Here is a 25255-nt window from a genome sequence, read left to right as displayed (position 1 = left end):
GAAGGCAACGTCCGCATCAACGACTGTGCATTGGAAGTAGACTCACAATCTCTGAACTATTGGATTCCTGCAGACGGACGGCAATTCCGTCATTCATCAACTGCGCACCGGTGACGACGCTATCCCGGCTTGTATGGTCACGAAATAACAGTTGATATCTCCCCTTCGGCCTCAACCCCTTGAGGTGAAACACATGCTCGGCAATTTTCGGATCGGTTCCCCGGAACGCAAACACCACGCCCTTGTCGCTGGCGGAATCAAAATATTCCATTCCATCCCATCGCACGCCGTCAGGCCGTTCGGAAATATGGTAGAGAATCGCATCGCGAATCAGCGGGCGCAGTGTCGACTTGTAGAAATCAATTTCAGACTTGGCAACGGCGTGCTGTTCCGCGCTCCATGCAGATGTGTCCATCATGATTGTGAACCAGCCCATCATTCCACTGCGCAACATGTACCGGAAGTTCTCGATCCGGGACACCGGCCAGTGTTCCACATACGTTTCCAGCATCGCAGCGGGCAACACGTAGCTCGTGTCGTAAAACGCGCGCCGGTTTGAGATCGGATCGTACGTATCGGTGATTGAGAAATAGTCTGCGTGGGCGGCAGTTCCGAAGTCCACCATACGGCCGCCATCGTTGCAGACCTCCAGAATAATCCCTGCATGTTTCGCTCGCAGGTTGGATTGAACGTCGTAGTAGGCGCGCACCGCGTGATAACTGACGTCAGTGGCATTCGATCCGCAAGCAACAGCGTTTCCGTACTGACACTTGTTCTGCAAGTCCGGTGGAGTGTGCGGGTGGCTGGAAGAAGCACATCCCTGCGCCACCAGATAGCCGTCGTGTTCCAGCATGTCGAGTTTGTAGTCGCTGACGATGCGGTCGGTCTCCTGCAGGGCCCACGCCTTCGCGGGTGGAAACCCGATGTCGATGGTGTGTCCTTTGAACTCCTCCGGTCTCCAATCCGCGGGAACCTCGCTCGTGAGCCATGGAAGTACGCTCGGGTCCCTGACATTCAGCGCGCCCGGATTCGTGCCCAAGGCGGCTTGCGTCCAGTCCACCCACAGACCGAATTTCAATCCGAGACTGTGAGCCTCATCCGCGATCGGCGCCAGGCCACGCGGAAACTTCTGCGGATCGGGATGCCAGTCGCCGACTCCACGGAACCATCCAGCGTCAATGTGAAACATTTCCAGTCCCAGTCCGGCAGCATCACGGAGCATGCGCCGCGCGACCTCTTCGTTGACAGCCATTCCGCCGCCCCACGTATTGATCACGGTCAACGGATAATGCGGATCGTTCCATGTTTCCTTCGAACCAAGGACTTCGCGCACCCACGGGCGCAGCACATTGGCGACCGCGTCAGGGCCGCCGACCGCGGCACCGAGAAATATCTTGGGAGTGACAAAGCTTCCACTCGGAGTAAGCCGCGTTCGAAACGGACCGGGTAGAGGATTCAGGCCCAACTCTCCTCGGAGTGATCTCTGTTCCCGTTGCAACGTGAGATGAGTCCTTCCACTGAATTCGATCCCGACATAAAACCCAGACTGATTCTTATCCGCCTGCTGCACCAGGAAGTACGGAATGATTTCGCGAGGCCCGCCCGGCCCCGGATTGGCGTACGTACTAGACTTCCCCTCCCACCTGTAGTTCTGGTCAAAATCCACTTGGTGTGTTCCCACCGCAGTAGGCGTATCGGCGCCTTTCTCTACGTAGAAATGTTGCAGTCTATCCTGCGTGGAGATTCTCCAATCGAATACGAAACTGCTCTGCAGGGAAATCCACACTTCTCGCGACTCCAGATTCTGAATCTCGATTTCATGTTCGACCGGCCCATGGCTGGACCGCTTCCCATTTCCAGGTCAGCCTGAGATGTGGAAAGGTGGATTCATAAACATAGGAAATCGATTCGGGTTGGATATTGGTCGCGCTGGCCTTCCAAGTCCATCGAAGAGGGAGCGTCTGTCCATCGATTTCCGCAGTACCGGCGAGCGGTTCCGTGTTCTGGTTGTGCCATGGCCGCTGACCGGATGCAGAAAGGCTCAACAGACGCGGTCCGTCAGGCGTTGCCACGAAGTGTATTTCTGTGTCGGTGGTGCGGAGAGAGGAATTCTGCTGCGCTGAAAGCAGCGCTGTTGCGAGGAAGAATCCAACTGCTAGCAATCCGTGCTTGCCGGTTCTCATCGAGGAGGTCAGTGGGCCATTCTACGCCGACAGCGCGCAACGCCCTCGCTACTTCCTCTCGATCACCTTCTGAATCCGCGCCACCGCCCAGTCAATTTCCTCGCGCGTGATGGTCAGCGGCGGTGCAATCCGGATCACGTGATCATGCGTCTCTTTGCAAAGGATGCCTTCATCCTTCAGTGCCTCACAATACGGACGCGCCATACCGTGCATCTCGATGGCAATCCAAAGTCCACGTCCCCGAACTTCTTTCAAGCCCGCGCTGCGCAGCGTCTTCAGCTGCGCAAGAAAGTAAGCTCCAAGTTCGGCGGACCTTTCTGGCAGCCTTTCTTCGACCAGCACCCGCAACGCCGCACGCGCCACAGCGCAGGCCAGTGGATTACCTCCGAACGTGCTGCCATGATCGCCGGGATTGAACACGCCCAGCACTTCCTTCGATGCCAATACCGCCGACACCGGATAGAACCCGCCGGAGAGCGCCTTCCCGACGATGACCGCGTCCGGACGAATGTCCTCGTGCATAAATGCAAACAGCTTGCCGGTACGGCCCAACCCTGACTGGATTTCATCGGCAATAAAGAGAACACGATTCTCCCGGCAGATTACTGCCGCTTCCTTCAGGAACCCGGCAGGCGGAATGACGATCCCGGCCTCGCCCTGAATTGGCTCGACGAGAAATGCGCAAGTATCCGGCGTGATGGCCTGGCGCAATGCCGCGGCGTCGCCATAGGGAATGATTTTGAAGCCGGGAGTGAAGGGCCCGAAGCCATCGCGATATTGCTCGTCGGTGGAAAAGCTGACGATGGTCACGGTACGTCCGTGAAAATTGTTCGCGCAGACAATGATTTCTGCCTTGTTCTCAGGAATGCCCTTGACCTTATGTCCCCACTTGCGCGCAGCTTTCACGGCAGTTTCAACTGCCTCCGCGCCGGAGTTCATCGGCAACGCCATGTCGAAGCCGGTCAGGTTGTGCAGCTCTTCGTAGAGCAATGGAAGCTGGTCGTTGCGAAAGGCGCGCGAAGTCAGCGTAACTTTGTGAGCCTGCTCCAGCATGGCATGGAGAATTCGCGGATGGCAGTGCCCCTGGTTCACCGCGGAATACGCAGCCAGGCAATCGAGGTACTTCTTGCCTTCCACGTCATACACCCAGCATCCCTGGGCGCGCTCGATCACGACGTCCAGTGGATGATAGTTATGAGCACCGAAGTTTTCTTCGAGCTGGATAAATTCCTGGGTCGGAGTTTTTTCTTCGAGTAAGGGCATAAGGGCTCCAAAGTCAGTTGCGAGTTTCTAGTTGCTGGTTTCCAGTCTATCTATAAGTACGTTGCTACATTTGGCGTGTGCTCACGCACTCCCCAGAAACCAGCAACTAGAAACTTGCAACTGGTTCTATGGTTCCAAAAGCATCGTCAATAGCGCCATTCGGACATACAGACCATTCGTCGCCTGCCGGAAATACATGGCGCGCGGATCGCTGTCGACCGTCTTATCCAACTCCACTGTCCGCGGAAGTGGATGAAGAATCATCGCATCCGCCTTCATTTTTTGCAGAACCGAAGAATCGATCGAATACATTCGAGATACAGGATCACCGGCGCGCTCCGGCCGAATCCGTGTCTGGTAGACAACATTCACTTCTCCGACCACTTTGTTCAGGTCGGATTCCAGTTCGTATTGCACATTGTGCCGATCCAGATATTCGAGAATATCCGGCTGGATCTGCATCTGCGGCGGGCTCACAAAGAAGATGCGGATGCGCTCGAACTTTGCCAGCAAATAGGCCAGCGATCGAACGGTCCGGCCTCGATCCAATTCGCCAATGAACGCCACGCTTAAACCATCCAGGGGACGCATGCGATAGATCGTGTAGAGATCGAGTAGCGCTTGCGTAGGGTGCTGTCCGCCGCAGCCGTCGCCGGCATTGATGATCGGTACCGGTGAGACCGCCGCCGCGCGCCGCGCGCCATCTTCTTCATGGTGGCGGATCACGATCAGATCGGAACAACCGCTAATAATGCGGATCGTGTCTTCGACTTGTTCGCCTTCGACCGCGGATGAAAACGCGCGCGCCTGCTCCGTGGAAATGACGCGACCTCCGAGCCGGTGCATCGCCGCTTCAAATGAGAATCGGGTGCGCGTGGACGGAGCATAGAACAGCGCCGCCAGGATGCGATTCTGATAATCCAACGAGCCGCCCCGCGCCACGATGCGCTCCATCCCTCGAGATCGGGTAAACAAATCCATCAACAGAGGCAGCGTGAATTGCTGGGATTCGATAACGTGGCGAAGTTTCATCGAAGAAAGTTCCAGTCCAACTCCAACGTCCGAGTCTCTCCGTTCCAGGATTCCATCGATCGTGACATTGTGATTCATATTCACCTGAGTAGGACGTGATCGTGCACCGCTTCAGCCGCGACTGGTTTGGCGTCGCTTGAGACAATATGCGTGCCCGCGCGGCCGCCAACCGCATCGTAAAGATGCTCGTACGAAGTAATGATGACTTCTCTGCCGCCGGCGCGAAGAAAGCGCAACGCTGATTCGACTTTCGGCCCCATATTCCCCGGCGGAAAATGGCCAGCCCGAGCGTAGCTTCCGAGTTCGGCAGCCGTCACAGACGAGAGCGGGCGCTGGGTTGCCTTTTTGTAATCGAGATAGACATAGTCCGTGTCGGTCGAGATGGCGAATATATCTAAACCAAGTTCTGAGGCCAGCAGCGCCGACGCCCGGTCCTTATCAATCACAGCTTCAACTCCCTGCAGGCCACCGTTCGCGCGCAAGACCGGAATCCCGCCACCGCCGCACGCGATCACCAGTACTCCGGCGTCGACCAGCTTGCGGATGACTTCCATCTCGACGATTTCCACCGGCTCAGGAGAGGGCACCACCCGGCGATATCCACGAGAAGCGTCTTCCACGATCGTCCATCCGAAGAGACGCTTCTTTTCTTCCGCATCGGAGCGTGAATAGAAAGGACCAATCGGCTTCGAAGGATGCTCCATCGCCGGGTCTGAAGCGGACACCACGGTCTGCGTAACCACACTAACGACAGGTACGACCAATCCGGCGCCGGACAATTCGCGCTTCATGGCTTGCGCGAGCAGATATCCAATTTCTCCCTGGCTGGCCGCACCGCACACATCCAGAGTCTGCGCAGGCACCTGATCGGAAGTACGCTCGGAGCGTAGTAGCTGCGCGCCCACCTGCGGACCATTGCCGTGAGTGATCACGATGCGATGTCCGTCGCGAATCAGCCCGCAAATCGCCGCTGCAGTGCGCCGCGCATTGGCCATCTGCTCAGCAACAGTTCCCTTCTCCCCCGCCCGGATGAGGGAGTTGCCGCCGACGGCGATCAGGATGGGCTTCATACAAGTTTCTTGTTTCTGGTTTCCGGTTGCTTGTCGGAGCTGACTTGAGGTCCCGAAGACCAGTTGCGCAGGCCGATCAAAATTCGCCCAAGGTCGGAAATGGATACCATTACGGTTTTCGCGGCATCTTGCGGGATGTAATTCAGGAAAACCGCAAGCTCGACCTGGGTTTCAACTTCCGCGAGTGATCCCCGGGCAGTACTGATGAAGTAGCTGAACTCACGCTGTCCGTTCCTGGCTGCTCCCTCAGCGAGACTGCTCGGGATGGAAACCGCAGCGCGCCGAAGTTGACTAGTCAGGCCGTAAACCTCGTGCTTTGGAAAGGCATTGGTTAACACGTAAATCTTCTTCGTGAGGTCCATCGCCTTCTGCCAAGCCACCAAGTCGCGATGTCCACGCATATGCCCTCACAAGAAACAGGAAACCAGAAACAAGAAACTCAGCACTTCACTCGTGCAACACGGTCGCCCTCAGCCGTTCCGCTACCTCGTGTTTCATCAACTCCACGAGGATTGCTTTCTGCGCGTGTAAACGGTTCTCCGCTTGCTGAAAGACGACAGAATGCACGGAGTCGATGACTTCGGTCGTGACTTCTTCTCCCCGATGTGCGGGAAGGCAATGCATGAAGATTGCGTCCGGCTTGGCCAGGCGGAACAGTTCGCTATTCACCTGGTACGGCCGGAAGATTTTGCTGCGCTCCGCTTTTTCAGATTCCTGTCCCATGCTGGTCCAGGCATCGGTGTAAATCACGTCTGCATCGTAGGCAGCTTCCACTGGATCGTTTGTGATCGTGCAACTTCCGCCGGTATTCCTCGCGCGCTCTGTTGCCCAACGAATCGCCGCCGCTTCCGGTTCGTACTGCGGAGGAGTAGCGACCCAAACGTGCGCGCCCAGCTGCGCCCCCGCGAACATCAGCGAGTGCGCGACGTTGTTTCCGTCACCGATGAAAGCCACCTTCAGTTCGGCAATCTCGCCCTTCAACTCCAGCATCGTGAGGTAGTCAGCCATCGCCTGGCAGGGATGGCTGTAGTCCGTGAGGCCATTGATGATCGGGATGCGCGCATACTCCGCCATCTGCTCGACAATCTCGTGAGCAAACGTGCGGATCATGATGCCCTGCACCATCCGCTCCAGATTCTTGGCCACGTCATACACCGATTCCCGCTTGCCAAGATTGATCTCGGCCGGAGACAGGTAGAGTGAAAATCCACCCAGTTGATGAACGCCAACATCAAAGCTGACGCGAGTTCGAAGGGAGGGCTTCTCGAATATCAAGGCCAGTGTCTGGCCTCGTAACGATCCGGCGAACAGTTCCGGGTTGGACTTGATCAGGCGCCCGAGCTCGATGAACTCTCGAATCTCATTCGGGCTGAAGTCACGAATAGAAAGAAAATCATTGCTGAGCATTTCGAAACTCCCATGTTCAGTTCAGCGGTGACAGGTCACAGTCGGGGGAGCTGAAACGATCCACAACGTCGAGATCCCTCAACCTGTGACCTTCTCGCCTTCACGCATGCACCAACCGATGCTTTTCGACTTTCTGAATGAAGTCCGCCATCAACTCCGTCATGCCCGGACGGCTTACTTCTTCGATCTCGTATCCCACGCGTACGCACGGATGCTTGATGTTCAGAATGTGTCCGAGATCCACCGGGGTTGCGATGACTACAACGTCGCAAGGTGTGCGATTGATGGTCTCTTCCAATTCGTGCCGCTGGATATCTCCGTAACCCATGGCAGGAAGCAGAGTCGTCACATGCGTGTACCGTTCGAAAGTGCCGCGAATCGATCCAATCGCATACGGCCGGGGGTCGACCAGTTCCGCCGCTCCACACTGCCGTGCCGCCACCACGCCGGCTCCATAAGGCATTTCGCCGTGCGTAAGAGTGGGGCCGTCTTCGACCACCAGCACTCTCTTCCCGCGAATCTGTGCGGGATCGGCCACCGATACCCGGCAAGCGGTTTCGATGATTTGTGCTTTCGGATTGGCCTGCTCAATATTGCGACGCACGAGTTCGACATTCTCGCGAGTGGCCGTATCGACCTTGTTGATAACAACGACTTGCGCACGTCGCAGGTTGACTTCTCCGGGATAGTAAGCGAGTTCATGGCCCGGTCGATGCGGATCCGCAACCACGATTTCCAGATCCGACACATAGAAAGGCGTGTCGTTATTACCGCCGTCCCATAGGATGACGTCCGCTTCTTTTTCGGCCTGGCGCAGGATCTTTTCGTAGTCCACACCCGCATACACAACCGTGCCGTGGACGAGGTGGGGCTCATATTCTTCCCGTTCTTCAATGGTGCATTGGTGCTTTTCCTGGTCCGCGATCGTAGCGAAGCGTTGCACTGCTTGCGCAGCCAAATCGCCGTAAGGCATCGGATGGCGAATCGCAACCACCTTCAGTCCGGCGCGCCGCAGCTCGGCAGCAACCATCCGCGACAATGGACTCTTGCCGCATCCCGTACGCACAGCACAGATGGAAACCACCGGCACAGACGATTTCAATTGCGTATGCTCAGCGCTCAGTAACCAGAAGTCTGCTCCCGCGGCAGCTGCCCGAGATGCGAGGTGCATCAGCGTCGGATATGCCACATCGCTGTAAGAAAACACAACGACATCCACGTTCTTCTCGCGGATTAGCTTCTCGAGATCTTTCTCCTCCGCGATTGGAATTCCATCCGGATAGGCTTCACCCGCCAAAGCTGCCGGATAGCGACGGCCGGCAATATCAGGGATCTGGGCGGCTGTAAAGGCGACGACTTGATAGGAAGGATTGTTGCGAAATACAACATTAAAGTTATGAAAGTCGCGGCCGGCGGCCCCCAGAATCAGAACGCGCTTGAATGACATATCCCCTCCGAACCCATCTCAATAACCCGCTATTTTCTATCTTGTACGTGGAATGAGCGGTCAGGCTGTGCGGGTCGTCACGTTTGGATGTGCTCTATGTCGTGTAGCTCGGTGACCAATGACGATCTTCAGTCGTAGTTCGCTCCATGGCTTCAAGGCAGTCTAGGTTGGGAGCTCAGGAGCGAAAACCCGAGGGTTTTGGACATTGGTCCAGATGGTAAGGGAAGAAAATCAAACTCGATTTATTCGAAGACTCAGATCGCCCAGGTGGGGCTTTTCCACTCGCACGATTCCTTTGCTGTTAGAGCGGGGCCGGAGCATATCGATCAAGACACCGGGCGGCGGCGACGCCGAGGACTTAGCAACGTTCGGCCCGGTAAAGCTCAGCTCGTACACGGTGTCTGGCTGGAGCCCCGATACAACAAGTGAATCGCAAGCGAGATTTGGCAAATATGCTTCTCCGCCAAGCACAGAGGAATCCGACTTGGCGAACAATGCGAAAGGCCCAGACTCGGTGGCAGCGCCGATAAAGTTGGCTCCATCGATCAACTCCGTGCGCTTACCAACAATACCGGTCTCTCCAATTTCAAAAACGTGAAGGAAAAAGTCTTCCTGCGCTGGTTGCGCCGGCGACACTTCCACACGCCACGCGCCCGGCACCACATTCTTTCGGTTCGAAGGCTGAACCTTGGAAAAATCAGCGCCCCAAAACGTTTTCCACATCCGCCGGAGCTTGGGATCCTCGGGTATCTCGGACCCTTCTTGCGGATCCAACGGCCAATTTTCGCCGCTACCCCAAGCGCCGCCACGTTCATCCCCGGGGCAAAAGAAATCGGCGCCCTGGCCGCCGCGGCGCGTAACCACGCGGTCGCATGGCAACAGTGAGTGCACCAGCAGTTCTCCGGAGCCCTCGCGGAAACGGAAGGTTGCAGCATTGCTGAATTCTTTCGTCTTCTCTGTTGCCTTTCCGTCATCCGCGTCCACGCTTGGCTGGTTGACGCCGTGAAGGAGCCACACCTTGCGGAAGGCAGGATCGACGCTCACGACGTGGTCGAAAACAAATAGCAGGTTCTTTTCCGGCACGTAAAGAACTTCACGCGTGAATTTTTTCAATTTGTCACGCGAATAGGCGTTGGTCGCATCGCCCAACGCGTAGTCGTAGTGGCCTGGTGCATGATCGACCACCCGCATGGTGCCCAGATTCCACAAGTCCCGGGTGTGCTCCCAATCTTCGGGGCCCCGCACCGTGTTCCAAAGGCGCGAGGAATCCATACGTTGGCCGCCGTCGTTGGCCGCTGCCAACAAATTCTGCGACCAAAAGAATTTTTCACGCGGATCGTAGACCAATACGGTATTGTGAGCGATCGTGCGGCGATAGTAGTTGAGGTAATGTGGGCTCTCGCTATCTGTGTAATCAGCGCCACTGTCAATCGCCAAATACCCTTGATGGTAGATCGTGATCTGGTTCTGATCGAGGTGCTGGTGCTTCGCCAGATAAGGACCGCAATCGAATTCGATCCAGGTTGAATCGGATTTCCAGCCGTCGCGCATCACCAGATGGCCTACTCCCGGAAAATAGCGCGCGCGCGGCAATTCATTCTCTGTTGTTGACGCTGGGTCGCGCGCCGTGACTTCGGGGTCATCCCAGAGAAATTCGAGGACCGGAATGACCCATTGTTTCGGGACGAAACCACTCTTCCGCAAAAGCCAGGCGCTGTAGGGATCCTTGAATCGATTGACGGCATAGCCCAACACGGCGGTGTCGCGCAGATCCAGAATCGGATATTCATTGTCGCCTTCTCGCGACGGCGTTCCATCGGGCAGGATCTTGTACAAGTAAGTGTTGCCGATATTGGCGAACACAGAATAACGGTGGGCGGGATCGATGCCAGTGGTCGTGCGCTGCAACTCCGCGAGCAGCGTCAGGCAGGACCATGTGATCCGCATATAGTCCATGGACTCGTGGTAACTGCCTTCCGGCGAAACTAGATTTGTGGTCTCGAGGATATTGGCGAGGCACTTCGCCACCTGCGCTCGCCAGGAACTACATCGATTGTTGCAACCCGCATAGCCCTCGAGCGCCGCGGAGACAAATGTCGGCAACGCGAGGTAGCGCAGGCTGTAGTTGTGATAAGAGAACTGGCTTGGATCTGAAAAGTCGGCTGTCGCTAGCATTGCTGCGGCGCCTTCCATGAGTTCAGCCGCAATCCGATCCTGTAGGGCTGGCTCGAATCCTGGATAACCTGAGAGCCAATCGAATGCCAACGACCAGCGGGCATAGTCCGCCCACGAGCGCGAGGGCTTGGCGCCCTTCGCAACGTGGCCGGAACGCATGGCCGTGAGCGCCTGTTCAGCGAAGCTCTGTTCACCTGTGAGCAGCCACGACAGCGCCCAGCCCTCCATGTCCTGAGAAGGACGCATTCCAGCCGCATACCGCGTCCGCAGCAAGGCCAGACCTGTGAACGGATCAGTAGCGGAAATCAACAGTCGACGGCGCTGCAACGGGACCTGTGACAGGCCTTTCGATGGGTTAAGGAGGGCTGACGCCGCCAAGGCTGCAAGAAAATCACGCCGTCTCATTTAGACTGGTTCCCTCAACCCTGCCACGTGGCAAGTCCCTTTGTACACTCTAACGAAAGTAATCGCAAGCAAACGCAAGCAGATCAATTCTTTGGGATCGGAATCATTGCGAGCGTGCCAGGCATGCCCGTCGCGCACAGACTGTAATCATTGGGCTGCAAGCATTTTGACCTCGCCGGAGCTCTCGATGACTTCACTTTCTTTTATTTTCCTTCACGTCGGTGTATAAAGAGTAAAGTGCTTCCAGTTATCATAGATTTTGCAGGAGATTCATTTCGCAAATGACCAGAGGCAAGGACACTCGTCTGTTGGCGGAGCAGCGTCGCCGTAAAATCCTGGACCTGATTGAGCAAACAGGACAGATTACGGTGCGCGAACTGGTCGAGCGATTCGCAGTTTCTGCCGTTACCGCGCGGGGAGATCTGGACGCCTTGTGTTCGGAGGACCTGGCCGTACGTTCGCACGGTGGAGCGATCCACAAGTTGCCAGCCGATGCAGATCTCGCCTCGGAGTCCCCCGAACCGCAGAAGTATGTTGAAATTGCACGCCTCGCAAAGGTTAGCCCGTCTACAGTCTTGCGCGTGGCCAATGGAAATCCTCGGGTTGCCCCCTCGGTACGGTCTGTAGTAACTGCCGCCGCTCGCAAACTGGGTACGACCTTGGAAGCCGGCAGAAGAAATCGCACCATCACCTTTGTGTTGGGTAATCGCGACACGGTGAACGAGTTTCAGTCCAAAATCCTTCTTGGGGCCGAGGGATACTGCGCCCAGCATGATTGGGACATGCAGTTCATATGTTTTCGATCGGATTTGAAATCACCGATGGGAACCGTGCATCTTCCAGAGGCGCTGATGCGACCGAACCGGCCGGGTGGCGTGATTCTGACCGGGACACATTCGGCCAGCATTCTGTCGGCACTCTCCGAGAAACGTATCGCCTTCTCTTTGGTAGGAAACAACATCGTCGGCGAATGGCAACCGGAAAAATATGACTGTGTTTTCACGGACGATGTAAGCGGTTCCACCGAGATTACGCGATACCTGATCGCTGAGGGGCACAGAAAGATCTGGTATATCGGCAACCGGCGTCTCCCCTGGTTCGCTCGTTGCGCTGACGGCTACCTCCACGCCATGAGCGAAGCCGACCTTGAGCCCCGCTTCAGCGACATTAGCTCCGAAGATCGTGAACTCGGGTACTTGGCTGTAAAGGCCCTGCTGGCGAAGGGAGAGCGGCCGACAGCATTGTTTGTGGGCACCGATCAGGCAGCCTCAGGGGTATATCAGGCTCTGCAGGAATCTGGAATCCGAATTCCCGATGACATCAGCGTCGCGGGTTTCAATGACACAATCGGCGAAGTCTTGCATCCGGGGCTTACCACCGTGCGCGAGTTCCCCAAGGAGCTTGGTGGACATCTAGCTGAATTTACCGTGCGCCGCATTCAGGAACCCGATTTGCCTCCGCAGCAACTTGTCATGCCAACGGAACTCATTCGCCGTGAAAGCGTTCGGGCCATCGCGTCAAACCCTGCCTTGGGAACATCGACGTACCTTCAAGAAAATGTTCTCTGACGTCGAACCTACCTCTCACCATTAGATTGGGCGCACCAGACCTTGCCGAGTGGCCGCATTATTCCGAACAAGCAGGAGCACCAGAATCATCCCTACGAACGGCACCAGGCCCGCCACGATAATGATCGAATCAAACGAGTGGGTAGCCAGAGACTGATTTGCGTCGGTTAAATAGCCAATCAATTTGAACGCAACGATCGTCCCGAGGCCCGAGCCCGTCCCACTCAATCCACTCACCGAAGCCACGGAATCGCTCGCGAAGAGATCAGAGGGCAATACATTCGCGATCGTCGAAAATGCGGCGTAGCAAAAAGTCGAAAGCGCAAACAGCAAGGTAAGCGCTGCAAGGTTCACGGTGAGAATCGTCGGGATCAGGAGAGTCACACCGACGCCGCCGAAGACGATAAGCGCTTTGCGGGCAGCGCCGAGCGACCACCCTTTCTTGATCAGATATCCGGATGTTGCGCCGCCGAAAAAGTTTCCGAGATCGGCCGCGATAAATGGAATCCAGATCGCAATCAAGCCGCTTTTCAAAGAAATTCCCTTGGCCACCAGATAGATCGGAAACCAATCCGCGATGAAGTACCACACCGGATCCGTAAAGGCTCTGGCAACAATCACTCCCCAAGTCTGAGGGAGCCTAAGCAGTGCAATCCAGCTTGGATGAGATTTCCCTGTGGAACCGCCATCATCAGAAGAATCCGCGAGGATCATTGCGCGTTCCTCACTACTCAGGCGCGGATGTTCTTGAGGGCTGCGATACGACTTGCGCCATATTAAAAGCCACACAAGCCCTAACAGGCCGGGAATCACAAAAACGGGTCGCCATCCCCAACGAAAATAGATGGGTAGCACGATGAATGGAGCGATTGCTCCCCCGATCGATGAGCCGCTGTCATAGAATGCCGTGGCCAGCGCCCGTTCGCGCTTAGGAAACCACTCGGACACTGCCTTTATGGCGCCTGGCCAATTCGCGGATTCGCCCGCGCCCAGAAGAAACCTGAAAGTCGCGAAACTGTAGAATCCGCTTGCCAGAGAAGTGGCAATCGATACCAGGGAGTACCAAAGGACGGAAAGCGTCAGCCCACGTCTGGTCCCCAGACGATCCATCAGCCTGCCAAATACGGTCTGGCCGATCGAGTAGGCAATTCGAAATCCGATGAGCAGATTCGCGTAGTCGCTATTGGTCCAATGGTAGATCTGCTTGAGGTAAGGCGAGAGTAGCGAAAGAGTCTGGCGGTCAATGTAATTGATGACGGTCGACGCGAAGAGCAGCGCGCAGATCCACCAGCGCAGATTGCGAATAGGCCGCACCGTCGGCGCAGTGCCTGGCGTGAGAACTGGCATAGGTGGCGGAAGTTACCTGGTGGAGACTCCCGAACTCAAGAGCGCAGCCGAATCGTGATCGAGATAAAGGGTCGCGTTGGGGTGGTTGCGCAAAATCGAGGCAGGCACCATTGGACTAACCTCTCCCTCAAGGCACATCTTCACGGCCTGCGCCTTGCGCGTGTCCGGGACAATCGCGATGATTTCCTTGGCGCGCATCAATTCTCGCACGGACATCGAGATTGCCTTTCGAGGAACATCCTTAAGCTCCGCAAACCAACCTTCGTTGACCTGCTGCTGGCGGCAGGCATCGTCGAGGTCAACGATGAGATACGGCTCATCCGTCTCAAAATTCGCGGGCGGATCGTTAAACGCAATGTGCGCATTCTCTCCGATTCCAGCAAAAGCAATGTCAACGGGTTTCGATTGGAGGCTCCTCGCAACTTTCCGTATGCTAGCCTCCGGGTCTCCGTCGCCATCCAGCAAGTGGTATCGAGTAACGCCGGTCTTGTGAATCAGCCTCTCGAAGAGATATTTGCGGAAACTTGCGGGGTGGGTGATGGGAAGTCCGACGTATTCGTCGAGGTGAAACACTTCGACGCGGCCCCAGTCGATGCCCGGCGCGCTGGTTAATGCATCCAGAAATTCAAATTGGGAAGCTCCAGTCGCTGCGATGATGCGTGCGCCTCCCTGATCGTGGATCGCACGCCGAAGAGAACTTGCCGCATGATCCGCTGCCGTGCGGCCTAGCGATTCCTTGTCTGCCAACACTTTAATGTTCAATTGCAATTTCCTGTTCTTTCCTTAGTTGTTACTGCCCACAACGAACTCTTAACCTGTTGCTTAGCACCGTCTTCCGCTTGTCCCATTCGTTTTCACTGCGAAACTCAATGAACCGTCTCGATACGCGCGAGCCTGGTGAGGTGGTATGACAACATGCGATCCGGCAGTAGCAGAGCTTTCTGGAACTGAAGATCCGCCTCCTGCTTCTGACCGAGCGCGGCCGCAAGGGCGCCGGCACTATAGTCCCACCACCCCGGGTAGCTGCTGTTTTCACTCCGATTGGTCACTTGCCGAAGGGCAGACTGCAGGCGCTCTCGCCACTGCCGCTCATCACTAACCGCCAATTTCTTGGAGGCCAGCCAGGCCCAAAGCAATTCATCGGGAGCACTCGCCGCGGAGGCAATCTGCAGTTTTCGCTGCGCTTCCTGAGTCCGCCCGCAAGCAGCATAGGTGGTGGCGACGAGATAGTTCGTTCGCGCAGACTGAAGAAACGGATCCAATCCGTCCCGGGTAAAGGGCAACCCATCGATCACTGCTCCGAGATGCTCGCCCGTTTGCAGAGCATCCGGACACCGCCCGTTGCGAGATTGAGAGAGCATTTTTTGCAGTTCGACTTCGACCCAAACCTGACGAACATTGGTCCCACCCTCCTCGCGCGCAAAAAATCGATCGTGAAAAAAATCCTCGGCGCGCTGAAACTCTCCTGCCTCAGAAAGGCTAAGGATCAATTCAAAAATCAACCCGGAGGGGGCGTTAGCCAGGTCTGGGAACTGCTCGAGGGTGTGAACTATTTCGCTGGCGGGTCTCGCGAGAAGGCTGAGCGCCTGATCCGCGCCCCGATAGATCGTGACGTTCGCAGGGTCGGTGCGCAGGCCATCCCGAAACGCAACTACGGCTCCTGCAGCATCATGTTTCTCGTGCAAAAGAGTGAGCCCTAAGCTTGCATTGAGTACAGGCACATCGCGATTCGCCTCCCGCGCACTCGACCACTCGGCGAGCGCAGGCTCAGTGAGTCCGCGCGAGAAATACAGTGTGCCCAGCAGATAATGGGCCGACGCATCCTTGGGATTTGCTTTGATGGCGCTTCGCAGAGCAATGAGTTCCTCAGCAGTACTGGGAAAAACATAGGACGTCGAAAGTTGAGACGCCAGGGTGTAGTCGCGAGTCGCAGGCTGTCCGAGCCGCTCCTGGCAGTAGCCGCGGAAGTAGGCGATCATCGGATGTTTGCCAGGCGGGAGTTCGCCCGGCTCGCTCTGGTCAGCGAGCGGTGGTGGATAGTTTCGGGAGAGCACAGCCAATCCCCGCTGATAAAGTCCCAGTCGTATGTATTGCCCTGCGAGGCTTAGAACCCGTGTCGAATCGTTGGCAAAAACGTTGAGATCCGGATTGCCCAGTTCCTCTCGCAAAAGCAAACTCAGCGGAAAATGAGGGATTCCCTGCTCAGCGAGCGCCTTGGCTCTTTGCGAATCTCCCGCCGCAGATGCAACAGCAACCAGTTCTTCCAGCGAGCGCGCATCTCCCGGCGCCGCACCTACAGCAACCGCGAGATGACGCTCCGACTCCGTCAGGTCACCTTCGCGGGCAAACATCTCTCCCAGCTTTAGCGCCGAAGCAGCGCGAAAAGAAGAAAAACGTTGAGCTTCTTCGTAGGCGGTTTGCGCCTTGCGCATCTCACCTAGGCCGTCATAAGCGATGCCAAGGTAGTAGGAAACTTCTGGATCGGCTGTGTTTCGCGCATGAGCCGACTCCAGGTAAGTTTTCGCTTCGTCATATCGCAGGAGGGCGGCGGCCAGGCGCCCTGCTGCTTTCGAGGCGTCGAAGCTGCCCGGATAACGGCGCAGCGCTTCCATATATATGTCGAGGGCCCTGAGAATCTTTCCATTCAGTTCGTATTCTTTCGTTAGCTGAATCCAGTCGTCGTCGGTTCTTTTTTCTTCCTCAGGTATGCGGTAGGGAGACTGCGGTCCCACGTGGATTTCTGACTCAGGATCCCAGTCATATTCGCCTTCGGTTTGGCGAATCAGGACGGAACCGTGAGCATCCCGAATTTCGACTGTGTACTTGGCCGCCGCCTCGGTCAAAGGAAGGTCGTGGATCCAGGCATGATCAGGCATGAGATCCACGGTTTCATCAAACAGATTCTTATTCCCGTTTCGTATGGCCACCGTCGCTCGGGGAAATGGTTGATTCGCGTTGAAGCCCGCCGTCACATGATTCCCGCTTCGATCGATACTTAGGACTCCGGCCAGGTTCGCCCTTGATATTCCGGCAATTTCACGGACAGGCATCCAGTATTCCGAGAACCGAATCGTCTGGCGCGGTTCCATGAAGGAGTAGGTTTCCTGATTGCGAAACAGACCCGCCTGGATTTCTATGTACCCACTCTTGTCGTCGGATAGTGCATTGCGCCAGTCGAGGCCCTCGGCATCCACACCCCAGGACCAAATCTTCTTGGCGGGAAGGTCCTCATATTCCGCAAAATGTACGGTGCCCGTCTTGGTCTCCGGATGCCATACGCCCATGAAGTTCTCGCGGCTGCCATGGGTAAAGAGCGAAACCGTGCCGTGAACGTGATTGCGAATGATGCTCAAGTCGTGTCCGTCCTGGTCCATCGGCCACGGCGTGACTTCCGTAAATCCATGGCTGGCGGCGAACCGCATGGGATAGACGATGCGCGAATCATCCGAGATCTTGGCCGCAGCGTTGTTCCACCAGTAAAAGCGGTGCCGAACGTCGCTTCGGTTGCTAAGCGTGACCCGCTCCTCAAGCAATGTCGACTGCGGGCGGAGCAATAGTTCAACAGTCCATTCCATGCCGTAAACGCGGTCCACATTGCCAACGATCACGGACGCACTGCCATCCACATTCTTGTGAAAGGCGAAATTAACCGGCGACATGCTTACCCAGTTGTGAGAGACGGGGAAATTGAACTCGATGCCGAACGCCGCCCACGCTCCTCGATATCCGACCGCTGCCTTCTTGATGGACGGATTGGCGTAGAACATCGATTGCCCGGAAAGCTTGTCGATGCACGTGTAGAGATGTCCCCCGATGTCCGGTAGAACGGAGCACTTCAAATATTCGTTCTCGATGTAGATCGCTCGCCAGTCGTGATTCGCACGCCGGCTTGTCAGCGTGTCACGCAGAGTATAGGGATAGTTGAAGCGGTTACTGGCAAACTGGTCGAACGCAGGGTTCGGGTCAGGCGCTCCCTCTTCATACGTGGGCAATGAGAGTTTTCCCTCCCACACCTTCACCTCTGCGCGAGACAGACACGCCAAGGCCAGCACCCCGAAGAGCTGGAAATAGAATCGCATCTAGATCTGCAACAGCCGAGCGGCGGTTTCGCTGTAAACCTTGCGCAGAATCGCATCCGGCAAATTGATCCCGTAAATTCTCCAGCGACCCTGCGGCGGTATCTTTGCCGGAGCGTAATCGAAATACTCGTCTTCGGTTTCAAGAAACCGGAAGTAAATCTCATACAGCTTGTCGTTGAACACCTGCTGGGGAAATTCGTCGCCGTGCGGAGTCGCGTCGGTGGCGAAAAGAATCCGATCCTGATACTTGTCGAAGAATTTTCGGGAAGTCCTCGGTTGACGTCCCAGTTCACCTATCCGCGCCGCTATGTCGACGAACATGTTGGGAAAACGGTCAAGATTTTCCGAGACGTTCTGCAAGTTTTCCGCAAAGTTCCCCATGTGCAGCACCACAAACTGCGTCTTCGGATGCTTTGCCATGACTCGATTGCGGGCAGCAAGCAATTCCTCGTTGCTGGGAAAATCCCCACCATGAAAGGACCAGTCAGGATGGTTGTTCAATTCTTCATAACGCTCGTTAAAGCGGTCAGTCGGAGTGAAGAACGCAATCGGATCCGAGACGTGAATCGCCACGGGCATGTTGAGTCGCCCGCAGGCGTCCCACATGGGATCGAATCGTGGATCGTCGATCTTCACAAGAGTGCCTGATGTGATTCCTTCGCGAAGGTAGAGCCCCAGGGTCTTGAGAATCTTGAGCCCCCTGGCGCCATCGCGATGGGCCTGCTCGATCGCCTGCGCCTGCACTTTCGGATAATCCGGCTCTTTGAATCGCGAGTAGGACGGCTCGGTGAAGGTGTAAAAGCGCCCGGGGTGAGTGCGATCATATTTCGAGACGGCCTCAGCAAGACCTTTCTCGTAGCCGCCCGTCAGGTTCACCATTGCGCGAATGTTCTTGCGGTCCATGACCGCCAACAATTCGTCGGCCGTTCCCAGGTACTGACGCTCGGGGCCGAGTTCCACACCATGCTCCGATTTCACCGCAACGGAAATATGAGTATGGAAATCAATCAGGGGGTATTTTGATTTCTCCACGTGCGACTCATGCACCTGGAGCATGCTCTTGGGTTCGTACTGCGTAAGATCCAGAGGCTTGGGCTGGTTGGAATCTTCATTGGCTGGAGCAGCCGCACTACCGAAGCTAAGTTGACCAGCCCCCGCGATAACTCCGGCACCATACAACCATTGACGGCGATTCATTCGATCCCCCTTTTGTTCACTGCCCAAGTTGAAGTGCGGGCGTGGCAATATCCAGCGGTTGTCTTTGTCCATGAATGGAACCGTGCCAGACGCTCCCGCCGAATGTCGTAACGTATATCTGGTCGTGATCAAGCGGATCGGGAATGACACGGTGCGCCATCTTGAAATTAAATCCCTGGATGCGTGTCCAATGACGTCCTCGATCGATCGAGCGCCAAACCGAAGATTCAAAGCCGGCGGCGTAGAGAATTTTGGCGTCCGTAGGGTCGATCGTCACGTCATAAATGTGCCGGTCCTGATCCAGTGTTACTTGCCAGCTCTTGCCACCGTTCTCGGATACATAAATTCCGCCTCCGTCACCGTGCTGACCCTCGGCTCGCGCCCAGGTTGCAAGGTAGAGGCGATCCGGAGATTCCGGATCAATGGCGAGACCATTCGGACCGTTCACTCCCGGGGGAAGCGTGACTTTCTTCCAGTGCTCTGCTCCGTCCGTAGAGGAGTAGAGCGCGCCATCGCGATCGTTCCCAATGCTGCCATCTTCAGAACGACGGGCTATCACTACATAGAGAGTGCCGTTAGAACTCCGCGCTAATCTCCACGCGAATGGTTCGTTTTGCGTGATTCCCTGGTTCTTTAAGGCCCAGCTGCGTCCACCATCACTGCTCTTATATATGCCCCGCCCGAAGCCCGCGACGTAGAGTACACGAGCGTCCGGCGGGCTCGTTGGATCGAGAAGGATGTGAGTAGCGGCCGTTTCATCCATCCCGGCATTCGACTTCGCCCATGTGCGCCCACCGTCCTCACTGCGGCAAACACCACCCTGGTAGCTTGCAACCGCCGCGTGACGCCACATCTTCGGACGAGGTAAATCGTGCGTGCCACTGTTCACGCTCCACATCCGGCCTTTGACCTTCGGATCGAACACCACCCAGTACGTCGTATTTCTCCACTCGCTGGGAACACCGTCTGTGGAGGTTGTCCAGGAGGATCCATCATCCTCGCTCCGGAACAGCCCGATGTCCGTATAGGTGATGAAGTGACGTTTCGAGTTAAAAGGGTCGAAGTGTATTCCGTAACTTGTGGTGACATCCAGCCCAACGGTCGTCCATCCGCCAGCACCAACTCTTCGTGAATATAATCCCGTCCATGTGATGCCGCCGTCAGTTGTGCGCATCGTTCGGCCCAGGTCGGTCCCATAGCTCAGGTTAGGATCCTGATCCGCGACCGTAATGTTTAACGGATTCTCGCCCCATTCGATGCCGAAATGTTCCGTGATCCAGTTATCATGCACATTCTCTGCTGCTCCGGAAGATTCCTTCCACACCAGTTGCCAGTCGGCGCCGGAGTTGGTCGTCTTGGCAACGCCCATCCATGTCTTGCCCTCTAGTTCTAGATCACTGTAGGAAATGTAGGCGGTTTCCGGATGATGCAAGCTGGTCGCGACCGCTCGGACTTTGGCTCCGCTGCCGGGAAGCGCGGATTTTCGCCAGGTAGTACCTCCATCGGTTGAGACGTACCCGCCCTGTTCCGAGGTCAGATAAATAGTAGGTTGTGATCCGGAGACAAAACCGAGAGATAGATCCGTTGCGGCAGCCGGCAGACGAACTTCGTGAACACCCGTTCCGTTCACCACGGCGAGGGATTGCGTTCCGGCCACAAACAGCGACATGGATTCGAGGGATGAGCGAGGATCCACCCACATCCGTCGCACGTCGCGGGGTAAATCAGCCTGACGTTGCCAGGTCTTTCCAAAATCTCGAGAAAGAAAAAGCGTCCGCTTCTCCTTGGATCCGCCTGCCACATACAAAACCCGGGAATTGGCGGGATCAATCGCCATCGCAACAATGTCTCCCACCGTATCAGCCTGCGCCAGGAGAATCTCATCCGCGTGGTCGGAGCTCATCTTCACACCCTGCACCGACTCCGGTGATGGAGAAACCAGACTCCAGCTCTTTCCCCCGTCAACGCTACGCCACAGACCCGTGGCGTGCGCATACATGGTCTTCGGGTCATGCGGATCGAAGGCAAAAAAATCGACGACGCCACGCAAATTGAACATCCGCCATGTTTGTCCGCCGTCATGGGTGATGTACGAACCGCTCATGTCACAGGACACCAGCACCGTGTTGGCGTCATGCGGGCTGATCGTGGGGTTGAACATCGCCCCGCCACCACCCGGACCGATGACTCGAAAGTCGCCAGGCCGCTCCGCCCAGGCATAGGTGAGACACAGGAGCAACGCGGCTGTGACGATGGCTGCGCCCTTCATTGATCTCGTCCTTCGAGGAACAACTGTGCCGGAAAAAGTTGATGATGCCGGCACAGTCGCACTAGCGCAGGGTGAGAGCATCTAGAACGTGATCCTCGCCCGCAGACGTATGGTGCGCCGGCTATTCACACCTTCCTGGTCGAACGATCGAACCAGTTGCCCGAAGAGATCATTGCGGGTGATATCAGGTAACCCGGTATCCGGATTTGTCGCAATGATCGGTTTCAATGTCGCCGGATCTACGGCGACGTTGAAGTCTCCCAGCATTGCAAATTCACCGCCGCCGCCGCCGTAATCTGCATCGGGCGCAAACATCGGATGATTGAAGAGGTTGTCGATATCGACTCCCAGCGAAGCGGTAAACCGTTCGCCGAAATGAAACTCTTTGTGCACACCGAGATTCACACCCCATGCGCCGGGACCAATCAGCAGGTTGCGTGTAGCGACTGCGGGATTGCTGAACAAATCAGCACCCAGAATTGGATCGCCGAAGGCATTCGGATCCCAGATCTGATTGCCTACCCGGTGCTTATAGTTTCCAATCACGGGTGGACGGAATGATGCGACGCCGTTGACGCAACAGTTGAAGTCACCCACTGCGTCCACAGAACTCACACCCACGTTTCCTGGCTCAATCGAAGCACAGTCGTCGCAAGCCCAATACGGAGTGAACCCCGCACCGGATTTAGCAAACATGTTGAAGGATGTCTGCCAGCCGCCGAGGATCGTATTCGCCAAGTTCGACATCGACGACCCAAAACGTTTTCCGCGTCCAACGGGCAGGTCATAAACTGCATACGCAACAAACCGGTGGTGGGGTACGAACGACTCCTGTCCGTAGTCGCGGTCGGGCTCAAACGGATTGTAGCCGACGCCTCCGAGGCTTGAATTCACCGTATCCAGGGCGGTGGACTTTTGCTGGAGGTACGTGTACGACATGTTCAGCAATAAACCGTGTGAGTAGCGATGCTCAAACTGGGTCTGGAAAGCGTTGGAACGGCCGTGGCCAACGTTCCCGAAACTGGAAAGAAAGTCGCCCAGGCCCGGGAATGGCTGGCGTGCAATATCGGCCGCAGAGGGCAAACAATCCCCTTCGTTCACGGGGTCACATGGGGTTATGCCATCGCCAATCGTGGTTCCAAACGGAATGTCGCTGGGCTGAATTTCGTTCAAATCCTTGCCTGCAATCAAGCCGCTCAGCGCGCTTCCCAGATACGAGAAACGTATAAAACTGTTTGAGGTAAGCTCGCGTTCGTAAGTTACGTTGTACTGCTGAATGCGTGGCTGCTCAAGACCAACCGGCACCGCGTTGATCGAAGGCAGGGAGGCGAAATTTGTGGTCAGGGAACCGCCTGTCAGGGGACTGAAACCGTGCTCAAATCCCGGCCACGGCGAAAGGAAGTTGCCAGCGTCCGGATCGGAAGCCTTGGTCAGCCCCTGATTGAACGGGTTGGTCCCGATTGGATCGCGAATACCCTGTGCAGCCGAGGTCGGGTAAAAGAGACCATATCCTCCTCGAATAACCGACTTGTCCGTCAAGCGAAACGCGGCGCCGATTCTCGGAGCGAAGTTGTTCTTGTCGGTGCGTACCAATCCGCGGCCAATGTTCAGGCCAGCCTGGCTCGCGTTCACCACATTAAACTGACCTAGGATGCGAGGATCTAGAAATGCCCGCGTTCGATCCGAAGGAATGACGAAGCGACCTTTCGTTCCCGTGTTGGAATCCACAAAGTTGGGATCGAAGTTCGCCAGTAGATCATGGCTTTCAACAAACGGCGTGATCAATTCGTAACGCAGGCCCATGTTCACAGTCAGGCGCGGCGTGACCTTCCAATCGTCTTGGACGAAGAAGCCTTGCTCCCAGTTAGATACGTCCATGGGTGGCCTCGGGAAGTTTACGTACGAGACCGTGTTGGCCGGCTCTCCCAGAAGAAACTTCGCGAACGGATCAATGCTCCGGGCGCTTCCGTAGCTGACCAAGCCTCTAACATTGCCGCGATTCACAGCAAAACCATCGAGCGCCTGGTTGCGAACGAAATCGGCGCCCATCTTGAGAGTGTGTTTTCTGACGACCCAGGTCAGAGTGTCTCCGAATGTTGCCAGGTTCTGATCCATAGGACGGTCTGTATTTCGTCCGCCATTCTGAAATATTGCAAAGTTCCGGCCGAACTGTACGGCCGGGTGCCCATGTGTCGTCAACTTGGACGTACCGACGACCGCTCCATACGCGTCGATGTCAGACTGATCGAATCCGATCCCGGAGAGAAAGCCTTCGAGCGTGGTATTGCTGTGGCGCTGTAGCCGTTCCTTGTTGAATCCTCCGCGCGCTTCATTGATCACATTGGCGCTGAAGGCATGCGTGTAGGAAAAGGAAAGCGTGTTGTTTCGGGATTCAAGTTGCTGAAGACCTAGTCCGGTATAGGGGTTTTGGACAAGCGGACGAGCCGAAGTAAGAGCCAATGCGTTGTAGACAGCATTGACATGATCGCGGTCGCTAAAATCGTGGTCAACACGCAAGGTGCCCCGATCACGAACCAACCTGCCAGAAAGCTGGGTCTGGTATCCGGTCAGATCGTCCGGTCCGTTAATCGCGCCTGTGACCAAATTGATTGGAGCGGAGAGGCCGATCTTCGGAAAATACGTGCCAATCAAACTTTGAACGGTGGGATTCAGAAGGCGCGTTGGAATCGTGATGAACTTTTGCCCAAGCCCTCCGACCGTGTCGTTCGCCATCTCCTCCGGAGTCAGCGTAACGTCCCCGGGGACAGCCGGCTTGTTGGCGTCGTCCACCAGCGAAAAATCGCCCGTGTAGAGACTCGGGTGAGGGAGGTTGGTCGCCGACACACGTACGGGTGAGATCTCCCAATTGCGCTCATAGGCGGTGAAGAACCACGTTTTTTTCAATCCCGGAATGGGTCCGCCTAGTGATCCACCGACGTCTGTGAGATTGAAGTATGGATTCGGGTATTTGCTTTGAAAGGGCGTTGGAGCAAATTCCCCTTTCGCCGCAATATCCGCCAGCGTCCATGCAGCCAGCGCCGAGTTACTGTTGTTGTAAAAAATCGAGCCGTGATAACCCGCACTGCCGCGTTTCGTGTTTACCCGAATGTTGGCAATGCCGCCATATTCTGCGCTGAAATCGTTGGTCAGGACATTGATTTCGCCCACCGCTTCTATCGAAGGCTGGCTGTTCGTGGGCGCGCCAAAGATTCCGCCATTGGAGCGCTGCCCGTCGACCGAAAAATTTGCACCATAGCTTTGGCCGCCGAGAAATTTAAAGTCCACGTTGTCGCTGGACCCGGCTTGCGTGATGTTGGGGTTGAGATAAAGAAACGAGTACACATCGCGACTGTCGCGAGGAAGGTCGACGACCGCGCGGTTCGTGATCGTGTCACTGATCGTCTGATTCTCCGTGTTGATGGTAGAGCCCACAGCGACCACTTCAATCGTATCCACGTTGCTCGCCACCTTCAGTGTGGCATTCGCGCTCACCGTGGCGCTCCCATTCAAGACAATTCCCGTCACGTCGGTTGTGCCCATGCCGGCGGCCGACACCGTGACTTTGTAGTTGCCCGCCCTAAGCCCGAACATTTGGTACTCACCTTGCGAATTGGTCGTCGTCTCACGCGAGGTATTGGTCGCGAGGTCGAGAATCACGACCTTGGCGCGCGGAATGGCAGCGCCGGTGGCATCGGTGACCAGGCCGCGAAGCGTGCCTAAATCTGTGCCTTGAGCAACAAGCGACGGGGCGCATGCAAGACTAAGCACAACCATGAGCGAGCAGACCAGGAACTTCTTGAGATTCATCGGGCT

At 56.2% G+C, this 25255-nt stretch carries 15 protein-coding genes; 1 reads left to right on the top strand and 14 read right to left on the bottom strand.

The annotated features are described in order from the left end of the window. Window positions 1-16 precede the first annotated feature (16 nt). From HY010_06765 to HY010_06730, 8 genes are all read right to left on the bottom strand, one after another. Window positions 17-1786, bottom strand: a complete 1770-nt coding sequence (locus tag HY010_06765; protein MBI3475415.1) for an alpha-galactosidase — start codon at window positions 1784-1786, stop codon at window positions 17-19. 445 nt (window positions 1787-2231) lie between these two features. Then, a complete protein-coding gene (gene rocD, locus HY010_06760) occupies window positions 2232-3446 on the bottom strand; it encodes an ornithine--oxo-acid transaminase (GenBank protein MBI3475414.1) in 1215 nt (404 codons plus the stop codon). Window positions 3447-3572: 126 nt separating this feature from the next. Continuing rightward, a complete protein-coding gene (pyrB, locus tag HY010_06755) occupies window positions 3573-4478 on the bottom strand; it encodes an aspartate carbamoyltransferase (protein MBI3475413.1) in 906 nt (301 codons plus the stop codon). An 80-nt stretch (window positions 4479-4558) separates the two neighbouring features. Continuing rightward, window positions 4559-5548, bottom strand: coding sequence for a carbamate kinase (gene arcC / locus HY010_06750; protein MBI3475412.1), 990 nt, complete (start codon window positions 5546-5548; stop codon window positions 4559-4561). Then, window positions 5545-5949 carry a four helix bundle protein gene (locus HY010_06745; GenBank protein ID MBI3475411.1) on the bottom strand — a complete coding sequence of 135 codons (405 nt, stop codon included), beginning with the start codon at window positions 5947-5949 and terminating at the stop codon, window positions 5545-5547. The genes arcC and HY010_06745 overlap by 4 nt, the downstream gene beginning before the upstream one ends. 46 nt (window positions 5950-5995) lie before the next feature. Continuing rightward, a complete protein-coding gene (gene argF, locus HY010_06740) occupies window positions 5996-6955 on the bottom strand; it encodes an ornithine carbamoyltransferase (GenBank protein ID MBI3475410.1) in 960 nt (319 codons plus the stop codon). A gap of 100 nt (window positions 6956-7055) precedes the next feature. Next, window positions 7056-8402 (bottom strand): GTPase, encoded by a 1347-nt coding sequence (locus HY010_06735; GenBank protein MBI3475409.1) that lies wholly within the window; start codon window positions 8400-8402, stop codon window positions 7056-7058. A gap of 231 nt (window positions 8403-8633) precedes the next feature. Beyond that, window positions 8634-10982, bottom strand: a complete 2349-nt coding sequence (locus tag HY010_06730) for a heparinase II/III family protein (GenBank protein ID MBI3475408.1) — start codon at window positions 10980-10982, stop codon at window positions 8634-8636. Window positions 10983-11263: 281 nt separating this feature from the next. Between HY010_06730 and HY010_06725 the strand changes: the two genes are divergently transcribed. Next, on the top strand, window positions 11264-12550 hold the full coding sequence (locus HY010_06725; protein MBI3475407.1) for a substrate-binding domain-containing protein: 1287 nt from the start codon (window positions 11264-11266) through the stop codon (window positions 12548-12550). A gap of 21 nt (window positions 12551-12571) precedes the next feature. On the opposite strand, the gene HY010_06720 is transcribed toward HY010_06725, so the two are convergent. From HY010_06720 to HY010_06695, 6 genes are all read right to left on the bottom strand, one after another. Next, window positions 12572-13897: an MFS transporter gene (locus HY010_06720; protein ID MBI3475406.1), complete on the bottom strand. Its 1326-nt coding sequence runs from the start codon at window positions 13895-13897 to the stop codon at window positions 12572-12574. A 12-nt stretch (window positions 13898-13909) separates the two neighbouring features. Then, window positions 13910-14659, bottom strand: coding sequence for a glucosamine-6-phosphate deaminase (locus HY010_06715; GenBank protein MBI3475405.1), 750 nt, complete (start codon window positions 14657-14659; stop codon window positions 13910-13912). Between the two features lie 104 nt (window positions 14660-14763). Continuing rightward, window positions 14764-17976: a DUF5107 domain-containing protein gene (locus HY010_06710; GenBank protein MBI3475404.1), complete on the bottom strand. Its 3213-nt coding sequence runs from the start codon at window positions 17974-17976 to the stop codon at window positions 14764-14766. After that, a complete protein-coding gene (locus HY010_06705; GenBank protein MBI3475403.1) occupies window positions 17977-19173 on the bottom strand; it encodes an amidohydrolase family protein in 1197 nt (398 codons plus the stop codon). 16 nt (window positions 19174-19189) lie between these two features. Further along, complete coding sequence (locus HY010_06700) at window positions 19190-21442, bottom strand: hypothetical protein (GenBank protein MBI3475402.1); 2253 nt, start codon at window positions 21440-21442, stop codon at window positions 19190-19192. Between the two features lie 81 nt (window positions 21443-21523). Further along, entirely contained in the window at window positions 21524-25249 is a 3726-nt protein-coding gene (locus tag HY010_06695) for a TonB-dependent receptor (GenBank protein ID MBI3475401.1), read from the bottom strand. Window positions 25250-25255 lie beyond the last annotated feature (6 nt).

It is taken from the genome of Acidobacteriota bacterium (assembly GCA_016196065.1).
In the GTDB taxonomy this organism is placed as follows: domain Bacteria; phylum Acidobacteriota; class Terriglobia; order Terriglobales; family Acidobacteriaceae; genus Acidiflorens.
This window is presented reverse-complemented; position numbering and strand designations above follow the sequence as displayed.

Excerpts from the sequence above, each read along its gene's own strand:
- rocD (MBI3475414.1), bottom strand. The coding sequence starts at position 3,446 with ATGCCCTTACTCGAAGAAAAAACTCCGACCCAGGAATTTATCCAGCTC.
- pyrB (MBI3475413.1), bottom strand. The coding sequence starts at position 4,478 with ATGAAACTTCGCCACGTTATCGAATCCCAGCAATTCACGCTGCCTCTG.
- arcC (MBI3475412.1), bottom strand. The coding sequence starts at position 5,548 with ATGAAGCCCATCCTGATCGCCGTCGGCGGCAACTCCCTCATCCGGGCG.
- HY010_06745 (MBI3475411.1), bottom strand. The coding sequence starts at position 5,949 with ATGCGTGGACATCGCGACTTGGTGGCTTGGCAGAAGGCGATGGACCTC.
- argF (MBI3475410.1), bottom strand. The coding sequence starts at position 6,955 with ATGCTCAGCAATGATTTTCTTTCTATTCGTGACTTCAGCCCGAATGAG.
- HY010_06735 (MBI3475409.1), bottom strand. The coding sequence starts at position 8,402 with ATGTCATTCAAGCGCGTTCTGATTCTGGGGGCCGCCGGCCGCGACTTT.
- HY010_06730 (MBI3475408.1), bottom strand. The coding sequence starts at position 10,982 with ATGAGACGGCGTGATTTTCTTGCAGCCTTGGCGGCGTCAGCCCTCCTT.
- HY010_06725 (MBI3475407.1), top strand. The coding sequence starts at position 11,264 with ATGACCAGAGGCAAGGACACTCGTCTGTTGGCGGAGCAGCGTCGCCGT.
- HY010_06720 (MBI3475406.1), bottom strand. The coding sequence starts at position 13,897 with ATGCCAGTTCTCACGCCAGGCACTGCGCCGACGGTGCGGCCTATTCGC.
- HY010_06710 (MBI3475404.1), bottom strand. The coding sequence starts at position 17,976 with ATGCGATTCTATTTCCAGCTCTTCGGGGTGCTGGCCTTGGCGTGTCTG.
- HY010_06705 (MBI3475403.1), bottom strand. The coding sequence starts at position 19,173 with ATGAATCGCCGTCAATGGTTGTATGGTGCCGGAGTTATCGCGGGGGCT.
- HY010_06700 (MBI3475402.1), bottom strand. The coding sequence starts at position 21,442 with ATGAAGGGCGCAGCCATCGTCACAGCCGCGTTGCTCCTGTGTCTCACC.
- HY010_06695 (MBI3475401.1), bottom strand. The coding sequence starts at position 25,249 with ATGAATCTCAAGAAGTTCCTGGTCTGCTCGCTCATGGTTGTGCTTAGT.